Origin of the sequence: Aeromonas allosaccharophila (assembly GCF_000819685.1) — a bacterium.
Lineage (GTDB): Bacteria > Pseudomonadota > Gammaproteobacteria > Enterobacterales > Aeromonadaceae > Aeromonas > Aeromonas allosaccharophila.
In genome coordinates, this window is record NZ_CDBR01000023.1 from 1 (window position 1) to 12,646 (window position 12,646).

Below are 12,646 nucleotides of genomic sequence, written 5' to 3' on the forward strand. Positions count from 1 at the left end.
CAAACCGGGGCGACCATCTAAGGTGCATCGGCGCAAAGGCAACCAGAGCGGGTTATCCGGGCCAGCCTCCTATACTCAATAAGTGAGTAAAAAGAGGGATGGTGATGAAGCACTATGGCTGGTTGTTCTGTTGTTGGTGTGGATGGTTGTCATGCGCCCCCTTGTCGCTGGTGACCGGGGAGTTCTCACCCTATTCCGGGGCTGCGCTGCCTGATGGCGGCCTGAGTACCCGGCTGGTCACCACCCTGCTGCGTGAGGCGGGCTATGACGAGCTGAAGGTGGAGTTTTTGCCCTGGAACCGGGGTTATGAGCTGACGCGCAACGGTCTGGTGTCCGCCACTTTCCCCTATGCCTGGACGCGCGAGCGGGCCAAGCTCTTCTATTACAGTGCCCCCATCCACATCAATTACCTCTCCTGGTTCAGCTATCGCGCCAGCGATCGGGTGCTCGACGGCAAATGGCAGGGATTGCGGGTCTGCATTCCCGCAGGCTGGAGTACCAGTCACGCGGATGAGGTCATTGCCCGTTTTTCCTTGCAACTCACCCGCCCAAAGAGTCTGGCGCAGTGCTTGAAAATGCTGGAGCTCAAGCGGGTTGATCTGATGCCGATGAACGATGCGGTGACGGCAGAAGCCAGCATGCAGGTGTTCGGTGATCCCAACTATCTGCAACCGCTCCCCTATTTTCGCCAGCGCGATACCTTCTATCTGCTGGTTTCGCGCAAGTTGCAAGGGGGGCATGAGCTGATTGAACGCTTCAACGAGGTGCTGGCTGAAGCTCGCGCCAGTGGTCATTACGACAAGCTGGTTCCCGGAGCCTTACCCCGGTTGCCCCGTTGCGATAGATGATGAGAGGGGGAGCATAAAAAACATCAAGCCGGAGCCGTGACTCCGGCTTGATGGATCTTGGAGGGTCATCACAACGCAGATATCGGCATGCCGTGAAGCAACGGTTGAGCGGTATGGGGAGCCTGACTTGCCTAGATACTGATAACGGCGTCAATTGTCGGTGTTGCGGCTAATATCAGGATCGTCTCCCTGTTCGCATGCACTGAATTTCAGAGGTCGGGATGAAGCACGGTTGGTGGCTGCTCGGTTGTTGGTGTGGATGGCTATCCAGTGCCCCGTTGACGCTGGTGACCGGGGACTATTCCCCCTATTCCGGCGCCGATTTACCGGAGGGCGGGCAGAGCACCCGACTGGTGACCAGGGTGCTGCACACTGCCGGCTATCACGATCTGGCTGTGGACTATCTGCCCTGGGCCCGGGGCTATCAACAGGCCCTCAATGGTCTGGCCACCGCGACCTACCCGTATGCTCGCACCCGCGAGCGCGAGCTTGATTTCTACTACAGCGATCCCATCCATCTCGATCACCTCTCATGGTTCACCTACCGCGGCAGTCAGGCCGTGCTGGATGGCCGATGGCAGGGGTTGAAAGTGTGTATGCCTCTGGGTTGGAGCTCCAGCAACTTTGATAGCGTGGTAAAGCAGTTCGGGTTGATCGTACAGAGTCCCAAGACCCTGACGCAGTGTCTGCAGTTGCTGGCGCGTCAACGGGTCGATCTGATAACCATGAATGATGCCGTGATGGCGGACGCCAGCCTGCAGGCATTTGGCGACCCCTGTCATTTGCAACCCTTGCCCTATTTTCGCGAGGCCGAGGCACTCTATCTGATTGTCTCGCGCAAATTACCCGATGGGGCCGATGTGGTACGGCGCTTCAACCGCGCGCTGGCAACATTACATGCCAACGGAAGTTATGATGAGCTGGTAGGGGGGCGTAACGGCGGGCGGTGCCATCTATGGCAGAAAAAATAAGCCGGAGCAATCGCGCCGGCTTATTTGCATTCAGAGGGGGGGATTAGCGGCCTGATTCGGCGATCACGCGGGCGATGATATCGGCGCGCTTGCTGGCTTCCAGCTCACCCAGGGCGATCAGGCCAGCCTTGAAGATGACGTTCTTCGGCAGGCTGACGTCGTCCAGGGTGGTGATGGCTTCAACGTGCATGCCGTTGAGGCGGCTGGCATCACGCGGGCTCAGGTTGACCTGGGTGTTCATCACCTGCTTGCCTTTCTTCTTGGCTGGCACAGCTGCTTTCTTGGTGGATTCCTGTTCTTCGTCTTCCGGCAGTTCGTCATCAAAATCGTAAATAGACATAGTCAATCCTGTTGAGTTAGGCAAAAGGGCATGTTTGCCCGACATATTCATTTCGTATTTTAACCCGATATCGGGTCAATCAGCCCATATCCTCGTTACGGATAAAGGCGCGCCAGGAGGCGAGCACCTGGGCAAAATCTTCCAGCCCGCACATGGCCAGCTGTTCATCATCGTAGTAGGCGAGATCGTCGAGATCCTCATCCAGCTCGATATTGAGGGCGTTGGCTTTCACCTCCGCCTCTTCATGGGTCAGCAGCAGGGAGTAGTCACCGCCATTGAGCCGGTATTCGACTCGGGTGCGGTTGGATAGCTGGTCAATGATGGCGAAGAGCTCGTCGAGCTTCTCTTCATCCTTGCCAACCTCGTCGATCAACCACTGACCGATGGCTTCATGGCCCATGGAGAACCGGGCGCGATAGCCACCAAACGGGTCGCGGCGAAATTCATAATCCATAGCACAGTCCAGATCGGAGGGATGGGCCATCACGGGCAGGCGGGTGCAAGCACGCAATTCCTGCTCCATGGCGGGGCACACATCGGGTAAAGTGGCCTATTCTAGCGATCCCCCTCTCGCTTGTCTTGATGATGTGGCATCTTTGCGCCCATCTGCTGCCGGTTAACGCGGGCAGCACAGCCTGATCTGCCTCTTGTCCGGAGATGTTATGCAACTAAATGAGCGTCTTGCCCGCCAGATCGTCGCGCGGGCGATGAAGATCCTGTCGTTTTCGGTCAACGTGACGGATGAGTCACAGAGACTGGTCATCGCCTCTGGTTATTCCCGGTTGGTTCAGCGGAGTACCTATGCAGCTAAATGACATGCTCGCACGCCAGATTGTGAGCCGGGCGATGAAGATCCTCTCCTTTTCGGTCAACGTGATGGACGAACGCGGCCTCATTATTGCGTCCGGCAATCCGGAGCGGATCCATGAACGCCATGAAGGGGCCGTGCTGGCGCTCACCGAAAACCGGGTGGTGGAGATCAGCGAAGCGACCGCCTTGCAGCTCAAGGGGGTGCGGCCCGGCATTAACCTGCCTATCGCCTATCAGGGGGAGCTGATCGGGGTGATCGGCATCTCCGGCGATCCGGATGAAGTGCGCGCTTACGCCGAACTGGTGCGGATGACCGCCGAGCTGATCCTGGAGCAGGCGGCGCTCACCGAGCAGTTGTAGTGGGACAAGCGCCACAAGGAGGAGCTGGTGTTGCAGCTCATTCGGGGCGAGGGGCGAGTCGATCAGCTGCAACAGGCGGCCCGCTTTCTCGGGCTGGACTTGGCCCAGCCTCGGGTGGTGGCGGTGCTGGCGCTGGAGGAGGCCGATCCGGCTCGGTTGCGGGAGCTGGTTCATCAGCTGGAAAATCCGGAGCGAGACAATCTGGTCGCCATCAACGGGCTCGACGAGATAGTGGTGCTCAAACCGGCGCAGCTGAGCGAGGGGGTCTGGCAGTCGGCGCAGGAGCGCAGCCGGATCAAGCAGTTGCTGGCCCGTATTCCCCACTTCAAGGTGCATATCGCGGTGGGCGATTACTTTGCCGGGATCGACGGGCTGGCGCGCTCTTACCAGACGGCGCGGGATACATTGCGTCGTGGCATGCGGCAGGCGCCGCGCAAGCAGGTCTACTTCTTTGAGGACTACCGCTTGCCGGTGCTGCTGGGGAGTCTGATGGACTCCTGGCAGGCGGATCAGCTGCGTGCTCCCTTGCTGAAACTGGCCGAAGAGGATAGCAAGGGGGCGTTGCAGAAGACCCTGCGCCACTATTTCTTGCAGGATTGTGATCTGCATCGCTGTGCCGAAGCCTTGTTCATTCACCCCAATACCCTGCGCTATCGGCTGGGGCGGATAGAGCAGATAACCGGGTTGAATTTCAACAAGTTAGACGACAAATTTCAGCTTTACCTGGGACTTAATCTGAGTATGTAATTGTTTGTTTTTACAATTAACGTGCTTTTCAGTGTCTGTTATTTGTCGTTTCGTCTAAAGATTTATCGCTTTGCATCCCCATAATGGCGAGCACTCTATCTATTCAAGGTGTCCGTCATGATCCCGGTTACAGCCCTTGGCGCCATCGCGGCGCTCTCCATCGCCATCATCCTCATTTTGAAGAAGGTGCCGCCCGCTTACGGCATGATCGTGGGTGCCCTGGCCGGTGGCCTGATTGGCGGTGCCGACCTGACCCAGACCGTCGCCCTGATGATCGGCGGCGCCCAGGGGATCACCACTGCGGTGATGCGGATCCTGGCGGCCGGTGTACTGGCGGGCGTGCTGATCGAATCGGGTGCGGCCACCACTATCGCCGAGACCATCGTCAAGAAGCTGGGTGAAACCCGCGCTTTGCTGGCACTGGCGCTGGCGACTCTGATCCTGACTGCGGTCGGCGTATTCGTGGATGTGGCCGTTATCACGGTCGCCCCCATCGCGCTGGCCATCGCCCGCCGTGCCGACCTCTCCAAGGCGGCCATCCTGCTGGCGATGATCGGCGGCGGCAAGGCGGGTAACGTCATGTCCCCCAACCCCAACGCCATTGCCGCGGCTGATGCTTTCCATCTGCCCCTCACCTCTGTGATGGCGGCAGGCATCATTCCGGGTCTGTTCGGTCTGGTGATGGCCTACTGGCTGGCCAAGCGGCTGAACAACAAGGGCAGCAAGGTTGCTGCTGATGAAGTGGTGAGCTTTGCCGGTGCCAAGTTGCCGGGCTTTGCCGCCGCCATCAGCGCGCCGCTGGTCGCCATCCTGCTGCTGGCCCTGCGGCCGGTCGCCGGTATCGTGGTGGATCCGCTGATTGCACTGCCCCTCGGTGGTCTGGTTGGTGCCCTGATGATGGGTAAATTCAGCAAGGTGAACCAGTTTGCGGTCTCCGGCCTCGCCCGCATGGCGCCGGTTGCCATCATGCTGCTGGGTACCGGTACCCTGGCAGGCATCATCGCCAACTCCGGCCTGAAAGATGTGCTGATCAGCGGCCTGACCGCCTCCGGTCTGCCTTCTTACCTGCTGGCGCCTATCTCCGGTGCTTTGATGTCGCTAGCGACCGCCTCGACCACCGCCGGTACCGTGGTGGCCTCCAACGTATTCAGCTCCACCCTGATTGAACTGGGGATCAGCAGTCTGGCCGGAGCGGCGATGATCCATGCCGGTGCCACCGTGTTTGACCACATGCCCCACGGCTCTTTCTTCCATGCCACTGGTGGCAGCGTCCACATGGGGGTGGGGGAGCGTCTGAAACTTATCCCTTACGAAACAGCAGTCGGTCTGACCATTGCCACTGTCTCCACCCTGATGTTTGGCGTGTTTGGCCTCGCCTAAGGAATTGATATGAAAATTGTTATTGCCCCCGATTCATTCAAGGAGAGTCTGAGCGCCATGGCGGTGGCTGATGCCATCGAGGCCGGTTTCAAACAGGTGCTGCCGAACGCCACCTACGTCAAATTGCCGATGGCCGATGGCGGTGAAGGTACGGTGCAATCGCTGGTTGATGCCACCGGTGGCCGCATCCTGCCGGTCGAAGTGACCGCGCCTCTTGGCAACAAGGTGCAGGGCTTCGTCGGCCTGCTGGGTGATGGCCAGCGCGCCGTCATCGAGATGGCCGCCGCCTCCGGCATCCATCTGGTTGCGCCCGAGCAGCGCAATCCGCTGCTCACCTCAAGCTTCGGTACCGGCGAGCTGATCCTGGCCGCGCTGGAGATGGGAGTGAAACACCTGATCCTCGGTATCGGCGGCAGCGCCACCAATGACGGCGGTGCCGGCATGATCCAGGCACTCGGTGGCAAGCTGCTCAAAGCCGATGGCTCTGCCATCGAGCTGGGCGGTGGTGGTCTCAGTGAGCTGGCGACCATCGATCTGAGCGGTCTGGATCCGCGCTTGAGCGAGCTGGTCATCGAGGTGGCGTGCGATGTGAACAACCCGCTGTGCGGCCCGAAAGGCGCTTCCGCGGTGTTTGGCCCGCAAAAGGGGGCGACCCCCGAGATGGTGGCGCAACTCGATGCCAACCTCTCCCGTTACGCCGACTGCATCGAGCAGGCGCTCGGCAAACAGGTGAAGGATATTCCGGGGGCGGGCGCAGCCGGTGGCATGGGCGCCGCGCTGGTCGGCCTGCTCGGTGCCGAGCTCAAGCCCGGTATCCAGATCGTCATCGAGGCCCTGAAACTGGCCGAGGAAGTGGCCGATGCGGATCTGGTCATCACCGGTGAAGGTCGCATCGACAGCCAGACCATCCACGGCAAGACGCCAATCGGTGTCGCACGCTGCGCCAAGCAGTTCGGCAAGCCGGTGATCGGTATCTCCGGCTGTCTGACCGACGATTGTGGTGTGGTACACGAGCACGGGCTGGATGCGGTATTCGCCGTGGTCAACCGCGCCATGTCCCTGCCGGAGGCGTTGGCCACCGCCAGCATCAATATCGAGCTGACCGCGCGCAACGTGGCCGCGCTCTATCGGTTGCCCCGCTGATATTTGGTCGATGCCTGCTACCCGGGCATCGACCATCCCTCGCCCCGTGAGGGGGCCTTTCTCATTTGATGAGAAATCCGGTTGCCCTTAGCACTTTTCGCCGACCCTTCGAGGTCGGCTTTTTTGTCTCCTTCACGTTCCCCGTATCCTGCCCTGTCACTGGTTTCTATAGGCGCATCTCTCCCTTTACGGCATAGTGGTCGTACCAAGTACAAGGAGAGACGCATGTTCCTGCTGACCCTGGGGGTTGCGCTGTTTACCCTGATCCATCTCTACCCCTGTTTTGCCGTGGCCCATCGGGCGCGGCTGCGCGAGCGGCTGGGTGAGAATCGCTACAAGGGGCTCTTCTCCCTGCTGGTGTTTGTCGCCATCGCCTGCATCATCGCCGGTTGGCGGTCGGCCAGCGCCTTGCCGCTCTACTTCCTGCCGGATTGGGGGCCGATGACCATGACGGTGATGATGCCCTTTGCGCTGATCCTCTTCTTCTCCGGTCAGGGTGCTAATCATCTGCGCCGCTGGCTGGTGCATCCCCAACTGCTTGGCACCTTGCTCTGGGCGGTGGCCCATCTGCTGGTCAACAGCGAGGCGCGATCCTTGGTGCTGTTTGGCGGCATCGGGCTGTGGGCGCTGGTGAGCATCGTCTGGATTTCGGTGCGGGAGTGGCAACAAGCACCGCGCCCGGCGGCCAACTGGACGGGCACCGGCATCAGCGTCGGTGCGGGATTGGCGGCCACCGCGCTGCTGGTTTTCTGGGGCCACGGCTGGTTGACCGGCATTCCCCTGCATTGAGCGTGAACTGCAGGCTTGGTAACCGCGTATGATGGATAAAACAAAAGGAGTCTTGGCGATGAAATGGTTCACTCTGTTGCTGTTATTGGGGGCCAGCGCGGCCTCTGCGGCATGCCCCGATTATTTCAATGTGGAGATGCGGGAGCTCAACAACTCTCAGCGCCACAACCTCTGTCAACTGACCGAGGGCAAGGTGGTGCTGGTGGTCAATACTGCCTCCTACTGTGGCTACAGCGGCCAGTTCCGCGATCTGGAGAAGCTCTACCAGAGCTACAAGGATAAAGGGCTGATTATTCTGGGTTTCCCCTCCAACGACTTCTGGCAGGAGGCGGGTAACGAGACCAAGACTGCCGAGGTGTGCCGCCGCGACTATGGCGTCACCTTCCCGATGTTCAATCGGGTGGCGGTGCGGGGCTCCGATGCCGTGCCGTTGTTCAAGGGGCTGGCTGCGGCCGCAGACGGGGATGAGCCGAACTGGAACTTCCACAAGTATCTGGTGGGGCGTGATGGCAAGCTGATCGCCAGCTACGGCGCCAACCAGAATCCGGCTGACGATCCCCTCAAACTGCAGATCACCCGGGCGCTGGGGCTCTGACCCTACCCCTTGGCGGGCGGCTCTGGAATAATGGGCGCCCGCCACTCACTCTGGTTATCTTGTGCTGCAACGTCTTCCCCAAATGGTCATCTTCGATGCGCTGGTGCGCGAGCAGGGGATCTCTGCCGCTGCCCGCCGTCTCGGAGTCTCCAAATCCCATATCAGCAAGCAGTTGGCGCTGCTTGAGACCACCCTCGGCGCCCAGCTGGTGCAGCGTACCACCCGCCGCTTCGCCCTGACCGAACTGGGGCAGGAGTATGCCCGTCACTGCCATGCGCTGGTGGCGGTGGCGCAGGAGGCGGACTCCATGATCGCCGAGCGGCGCGGCAAGGTGAGCGGTGTGCTCCATCTCGGGGTCGGCCAATCCTTCGGTCGTTTGCATGTCATTCCCCATCTCAAGGCGTTTCAGGATTGCTATCCCGAGCTGGAGCTGGAGGTCTCGCTGTTTGACCACAGAACCAGTCTGGTGGATGAGGGGCTGGATCTCTGGATCACCACTTACGAAGACAAGCCGGAAGGGCTGGTGGGGCAGCGGCTGGCCGACATCGGCTTCGTACTGGCGGCCTCGCCGGATTACCTGTTGAGCCACGGCACGCCGCTCCATCCGAAGGATCTGGCCCAGCACAACTGCATCACCTACCAGAGCCGGGAGCGCCGCTATCATCAGTGGGCGTTTCGTCAGGGCAAGGAGCGCCAGACGGTGCAGGTGGCGGGTAACTATCGGGTGGATATGGCGGAGGCGTTGCGCGATGCGGCGCTGGCCGGACTGGGCATCGCCTATATCGCCAACTACCTGTTGGACAAGGAGCTGCAGAGCGGTCAGCTGATCCCGCTGTTGCCCCAGTGGCGGCCAAATCAGCAGATGGCGGTACACGCCGTTTACGCCCGCCGCGAACATCTGGATCCCAAGATCCGTCTCTTCATCGATTTCCTCAAGGCCCGCTTTGGTCCAGAACCCTATTGGGAGCAGCGGCTGGCCCCCTGGCTAGGCGGTAAATTGTCCGGCAGTGAGGAATGATCGTTTCCATATAAAAACACTGGCTTTCGCGTGATACTAAAATTGAACCAAATCAGCCAGTTGGCGCAACCGATATCGTGAAAACGTTTTTGCTAACAGAGCTGTAACCAAGCGGACTTGCAGTGACGGGGTGAGAGGCGCAGAATCCGCGCCCATCTTTTGCCCCACCTGATGGAGTCCCTATGATTGCCCTGCTCGGCATCCTGAGTATCCTGGCGCTTGCCGTCATCTGCTCTGATAATCGTCGTCGTATCCCGTTGCGAACAGTTGGCCTTGCCCTCTGCCTGCAAATCATGTTTGCCGGTCTGGTGCTCTGGTTGCCTGCCGGTCAGCACGTGCTGAACGGGGTCAGCGAAAGCGTCAGCAGCGTGATCGGTTATGGTCAGGAGGGGATCGCCTTCCTGTTCGGTGATCTGGCCAAGTTCAAGCTGGGCTTCATCTTTGCCTTCAACGTGTTGCCGGTCATCATCTTCTTCTCTGCAGTGATCGCCATCCTCTACCACATCGGTATCATGCCGCGGGTGATCGCCCTGCTGGGCGGCGGTCTGCAGAAGCTGCTGGGCACCGGCCGTGCCGAGAGTCTTTCCGCGACCGCCAACATCTTCGTCGGCATGGTGGAAGCGCCGCTGGTGGTCAAACCCTACCTCTCCAAGATGTCCGATTCCCAGTTCTTCGCGGTGATGAGCTGTGGTCTCGCCTCTGTCGCCGGTGGCACCTTGGTGGGCTATGCCAGCCTCGGGGTTGAGTTGAAATACCTGATCGCTGCCGCCTTCATGTCGGCCCCTGCCGGTCTGGCGATGGCCAAGATCCTGGTGCCGCCGGGAGCTGAAGAGGTCGATCACCATCAGGATGTCGAGATCCCCCGCGCCACCAACGTGATCGAAGCGGCGGCCGATGGCGCCATGTCTGGCCTCAATATTGCGGTGGCGGTCGGTGCCACCCTGCTGGCCTTCGTCGGCGTGATCGCCATGCTCAATGGCCTGCTGGGTTGGGCTGGCGGTCTGGTGGGGCTGGATCTGAGCTTCCAGATCATTCTGGGTTGGCTGTTTGCCCCCGTCTCCTGGCTGATCGGTGTGCCCTGGGAGCAGGCGCAGGCGGCGGGTGCCCTGATCGGTACCAAGATCGTGGTCAACGAGTTCGTCGCCTTCATCGGTCTGGTGCAGGATCAGACCCTGAGCGAGTCGAGCAAGGCCATCGTGACCTTCGCCCTGTGCGGCTTTGCCAACATCTCCTCCATGGCGATCCTGATCGGTGGTCTGGGCTCCATGGTGCCGGAGCGCAAATCCTTCATCGCCCGTTACGGCATGCGCGCCATTCTCTCCGGCGTGCTGGCGAACCTGATGAGTGCCTGTCTGGCCGGTCTGTTCCTCGCCCTGTAACCGTTGCGGTACGGGATAGATGCAACAAGGGCGCCCTGATGGCGCCCTTGTCATATGGATAAAATGAAGCCCCGGCCTTGGTCGGGGCTTCTTGTTGCTGCTCAGTCGACGTAGAAGGTTTGCTGGAAGCTGAGGTTCTGTTGCTGCCCACCGCCCATGATCTTCAGGGTGAACTGATAGGTATCTTCGTTGCGGTAGGGGAGGGTCGCCAGATAGTAGATGGCATCCCCCTCTTTTACCTCCTGAAAGTTCAGGGTGCGGATGGTACCGGTCAGGTTCTTGGCCTCACCGGTGATCCCCACGGCTTGCGCCACTTTCTGCTTGTCCTGTACCGCGATATTGATGATGGCGTTGTAGCGGCTGCGCTCCAGTCCATACGCCTTGGCGACCTCTGGTGTGAGGAAGCTGGAGTTGAAGGCGTTGTAGTGCACCAGCCAGGGCCCAAGCTCCTTCATCTGTTCTGCCTTGAGCGGCAGGGTCATCAGCAGTGCCAGCAGGCCACTCATCCAGGCTGTTTTCATCTGTCATCCCTCTCATATCTACGGTTGGCGCAGGCCGATTCATTCAGCCTTGCGTGTCATTCAGCAGCGCACTCACTTCTTGCGGCAACTGTTTGGGGCTGTCGATGGCGACGGTTTTGTGTCGCCCCAGCTCGCCCCGCACTATGGTGATCTGTCCCTTGGCCACCTTGAACTGCTTGGCTAGAAACTTGATCAGATGGCTGTTGGCCTGGCCATCGACGGGCGGCGCCGTGATGGCCACTTTCAGCTCTTCGCCATGCAATCCGATGATCTGATCCCGACTCGCCTTGGGCTGGATCACCAGATGCAGTACCAGTTCATCCCCTTGTTGCAGGACGGCTGGCATCAAATCATCCACCACAGCTGGCCAAACAGGTCACCCAGCAGGTAGTTGATGGCTTGCAGGCCGATAAAGGCGACCAGTACCGACAAGTCCAGCCCGCCCAGTGCCGGCAGTACGCGGCGGATAGGGGCGAGGAACGGCTCGGTCAGCTGATGCATCACGTATTCGATGGGGTTGCGGCCCTGGCTGACCCAGCTCAGGATGGCGCGGATCAGCAGTACCCAGAAGATCATCGAACCGGCTTTCTTCAGCACGGTCAGTGCGGCGAACAGGCTGATGCTGAGCCAGTCTGCCAGCAGCACGTTCATGCTCTTGAGCAGGGCCAGCTTGGCAAAGGCGATGACCAGCGCCAGCACCACGGAGGCGAGATCGATGCCACCAAAGCCCGGGATAACGCGGCGCAGCGGGATCACCAGCGGATTGGTCAGCTTGACCACCATCTGGCTCATCGGGTTGTAGAAGTCGGCGCGGGCCCACTGCAACCAGACGCGCAGCAGGATCACCATCAGGTAGAGATCGAAAACGGTGTTAATCAGAAAGTAAGCAGTGTTCATCTGGGCTCCTGTTAGAAGAGGGTTTCCATTTCGGTGGCACGAGCGACGGCCGCCTGCATGGCTTGCGCAGTCAGCGGCATCAGCCCCTGCTGCTGGAAGGTGTTGATTGCTTCGGCAGTGGTGCCGCCCTTGCTGGTCACCTGCTCGCGCAGGGTTTGCAGCGCCAGCTCGGGGTTCTGCTCCACCATGGCGGCAGCGCCCAGCGCGGTCTGCTGAACCAGCAGGCGTGCCTGATCGGGCGAGAAGCCCATTGCCTCTGCCTCTTCGGCGATGGCCTGCATAAAGAGGAAGAAGTAGGCCGGGGCACTGCCCGCCGCGGCGATGACGCCGTTGATGCCGGACTCCTGCTCCACCCACAGGGTCTTGCCGACCGCCTGCATCATCTGCTCGGCAAACTCGCGATCGCGGGCTCCAATATGCTCGGGCGCATAGAGGCCGGTCATGCCCAGACCCAGCAGGGCCGGGGTATTGGGCATGGTGCGGATGATGCGGTCATGGCCACCGGCCATCTCGCCAAGGCGCGCCACCTTGATACCGGCCGCGATGGAGATGAGCAACTTGCCCTCAAGGGAGCCCAGCTCGGCAACCAGCGCAGCCAGCATGCCAGCCATCAGCTGCGGCTTGACCGCCAGCACGATCACTTCGGCGTCGCGGGCCGCCTCGGCATTACTCTGGGTGATGCGAATGCCATGTTCGCTCGCCAGCGCCTCCAGCTTGGGGCGGCTGGGGTTGGCGGCCGTGATCTGTCCGGCGGGATAGCCCGCCTTGACCAGTCCGGCAATGATGCTGCGGCTCATGTTGCCCGCGCCGATAAAGGCCAGCGTTCTATGCTGCATCAGATGCTCCTG

At 60.5% G+C, this 12,646-nt stretch carries 15 protein-coding genes and 1 pseudogene; 10 read left to right on the forward strand and 6 right to left on the reverse strand.

Annotated features, from left to right (window positions below):
• Nucleotides 1-146: 146 nt before the first annotated feature.
• Together BN1115_RS04400 and BN1115_RS04405 are read left to right on the forward strand one after the other, a co-directional pair.
• Nucleotides 147-848, forward strand: coding sequence for a substrate-binding periplasmic protein (locus BN1115_RS04400; RefSeq protein WP_244152218.1), 702 nt, complete (start codon nt 147-149; stop codon nt 846-848).
• 221 nt (nt 849-1,069) lie between these two features.
• Entirely contained in the window at nt 1,070-1,819 is a 750-nt protein-coding gene (locus tag BN1115_RS04405; protein WP_042656236.1) for a substrate-binding periplasmic protein, read from the forward strand.
• Nucleotides 1,820-1,862: 43 nt separating this feature from the next.
• On the opposite strand, the gene BN1115_RS04410 is transcribed toward BN1115_RS04405, so the two are convergent.
• On the reverse strand, nt 1,863-2,159 hold the full coding sequence (locus BN1115_RS04410) for a hypothetical protein (RefSeq protein ID WP_042656237.1): 297 nt from the start codon (nt 2,157-2,159) through the stop codon (nt 1,863-1,865).
• Between the two features lie 79 nt (nt 2,160-2,238).
• Nucleotides 2,239-2,613, reverse strand: a complete 375-nt coding sequence (locus tag BN1115_RS04415; RefSeq protein ID WP_042656337.1) for a YacL family protein — start codon at nt 2,611-2,613, stop codon at nt 2,239-2,241.
• A gap of 208 nt (nt 2,614-2,821) precedes the next feature.
• Between BN1115_RS04415 and BN1115_RS22160 the strand changes: the two genes are divergently transcribed.
• The 8 genes and pseudogenes from BN1115_RS22160 to BN1115_RS04450 all read left to right on the forward strand — a co-directional run bounded on the left by BN1115_RS22160 (nt 2,822) and on the right by BN1115_RS04450 (nt 10,380).
• Entirely contained in the window at nt 2,822-2,974 is a 153-nt protein-coding gene (locus BN1115_RS22160; protein ID WP_425247523.1) for a sugar diacid recognition domain-containing protein, read from the forward strand.
• A pseudogene (locus BN1115_RS04420) lies at nt 2,961-4,076 on the forward strand (sugar diacid recognition domain-containing protein). The gene BN1115_RS22160 and the pseudogene BN1115_RS04420 overlap by 14 nt, the downstream one beginning before the upstream one ends.
• 117 nt (nt 4,077-4,193) lie before the next feature.
• Nucleotides 4,194-5,456, forward strand: a complete 1,263-nt coding sequence (locus BN1115_RS04425) for a GntP family permease (RefSeq protein ID WP_005340326.1) — start codon at nt 4,194-4,196, stop codon at nt 5,454-5,456.
• A gap of 9 nt (nt 5,457-5,465) precedes the next feature.
• Nucleotides 5,466-6,599 (forward strand): glycerate kinase, encoded by a 1,134-nt coding sequence (locus BN1115_RS04430; protein WP_042656238.1) that lies wholly within the window; start codon nt 5,466-5,468, stop codon nt 6,597-6,599.
• Nucleotides 6,600-6,824: 225 nt separating this feature from the next.
• Nucleotides 6,825-7,388 (forward strand): NnrU family protein, encoded by a 564-nt coding sequence (locus tag BN1115_RS04435; protein WP_042656239.1) that lies wholly within the window; start codon nt 6,825-6,827, stop codon nt 7,386-7,388.
• A 58-nt stretch (nt 7,389-7,446) separates the two neighbouring features.
• The gene (locus BN1115_RS04440) at nt 7,447-7,983 is read left to right on the forward strand and encodes a glutathione peroxidase (protein WP_042656240.1); all 537 of its coding nucleotides are present in this window, start codon (nt 7,447-7,449) and stop codon (nt 7,981-7,983) included.
• 82 nt (nt 7,984-8,065) lie between these two features.
• On the forward strand, nt 8,066-9,001 hold the full coding sequence (locus BN1115_RS04445) for a LysR family transcriptional regulator (protein ID WP_042656241.1): 936 nt from the start codon (nt 8,066-8,068) through the stop codon (nt 8,999-9,001).
• A 182-nt stretch (nt 9,002-9,183) separates the two neighbouring features.
• Nucleotides 9,184-10,380: a NupC/NupG family nucleoside CNT transporter gene (locus BN1115_RS04450; RefSeq protein ID WP_042656242.1), complete on the forward strand. Its 1,197-nt coding sequence runs from the start codon at nt 9,184-9,186 to the stop codon at nt 10,378-10,380.
• A gap of 101 nt (nt 10,381-10,481) precedes the next feature.
• On the opposite strand, the gene BN1115_RS04455 is transcribed toward BN1115_RS04450, so the two are convergent.
• Genes BN1115_RS04455 through proC form a run of 4 tightly spaced genes read right to left on the reverse strand, consistent with a single transcriptional unit; the run spans nt 10,482 to nt 12,634 of the window.
• Nucleotides 10,482-10,901, reverse strand: a complete 420-nt coding sequence (locus tag BN1115_RS04455; RefSeq protein ID WP_005340339.1) for a DUF4426 domain-containing protein — start codon at nt 10,899-10,901, stop codon at nt 10,482-10,484.
• Between the two features lie 43 nt (nt 10,902-10,944).
• The gene (gene yggU, locus BN1115_RS04460) at nt 10,945-11,247 is read right to left on the reverse strand and encodes a DUF167 family protein YggU (protein ID WP_005340341.1); all 303 of its coding nucleotides are present in this window, start codon (nt 11,245-11,247) and stop codon (nt 10,945-10,947) included.
• Complete coding sequence (locus tag BN1115_RS04465) at nt 11,247-11,798, reverse strand: YggT family protein (RefSeq protein WP_042011910.1); 552 nt, start codon at nt 11,796-11,798, stop codon at nt 11,247-11,249. Before BN1115_RS04465 ends, yggU begins: the two co-directional genes overlap by 1 nt.
• A gap of 11 nt (nt 11,799-11,809) precedes the next feature.
• Complete coding sequence (gene proC / locus BN1115_RS04470; protein ID WP_042656243.1) at nt 11,810-12,634, reverse strand: pyrroline-5-carboxylate reductase; 825 nt, start codon at nt 12,632-12,634, stop codon at nt 11,810-11,812.
• Nucleotides 12,635-12,646 lie beyond the last annotated feature (12 nt).

Coding starts and splice junctions, on each gene's coding strand:
- BN1115_RS04405 (WP_042656236.1), top strand. CDS start 1,070: ATGAAGCACGGTTGGTGGCTGCTCGGTTGTTGGTGTGGATGGCTATCC.
- BN1115_RS04410 (WP_042656237.1), bottom strand. CDS start 2,159: ATGTCTATTTACGATTTTGATGACGAACTGCCGGAAGACGAAGAACAG.
- BN1115_RS04415 (WP_042656337.1), bottom strand. CDS start 2,613: ATGGATTATGAATTTCGCCGCGACCCGTTTGGTGGCTATCGCGCCCGG.
- BN1115_RS22160 (WP_425247523.1), top strand. CDS start 2,822: ATGCAACTAAATGAGCGTCTTGCCCGCCAGATCGTCGCGCGGGCGATG.
- BN1115_RS04425 (WP_005340326.1), top strand. CDS start 4,194: ATGATCCCGGTTACAGCCCTTGGCGCCATCGCGGCGCTCTCCATCGCC.
- BN1115_RS04430 (WP_042656238.1), top strand. CDS start 5,466: ATGAAAATTGTTATTGCCCCCGATTCATTCAAGGAGAGTCTGAGCGCC.
- BN1115_RS04435 (WP_042656239.1), top strand. CDS start 6,825: ATGTTCCTGCTGACCCTGGGGGTTGCGCTGTTTACCCTGATCCATCTC.
- BN1115_RS04440 (WP_042656240.1), top strand. CDS start 7,447: ATGAAATGGTTCACTCTGTTGCTGTTATTGGGGGCCAGCGCGGCCTCT.
- BN1115_RS04445 (WP_042656241.1), top strand. CDS start 8,066: ATGGTCATCTTCGATGCGCTGGTGCGCGAGCAGGGGATCTCTGCCGCT.
- BN1115_RS04450 (WP_042656242.1), top strand. CDS start 9,184: ATGATTGCCCTGCTCGGCATCCTGAGTATCCTGGCGCTTGCCGTCATC.
- BN1115_RS04455 (WP_005340339.1), bottom strand. CDS start 10,901: ATGAAAACAGCCTGGATGAGTGGCCTGCTGGCACTGCTGATGACCCTG.
- yggU (WP_005340341.1), bottom strand. CDS start 11,247: ATGCCAGCCGTCCTGCAACAAGGGGATGAACTGGTACTGCATCTGGTG.
- BN1115_RS04465 (WP_042011910.1), bottom strand. CDS start 11,798: ATGAACACTGCTTACTTTCTGATTAACACCGTTTTCGATCTCTACCTG.
- proC (WP_042656243.1), bottom strand. CDS start 12,634: ATGCAGCATAGAACGCTGGCCTTTATCGGCGCGGGCAACATGAGCCGC.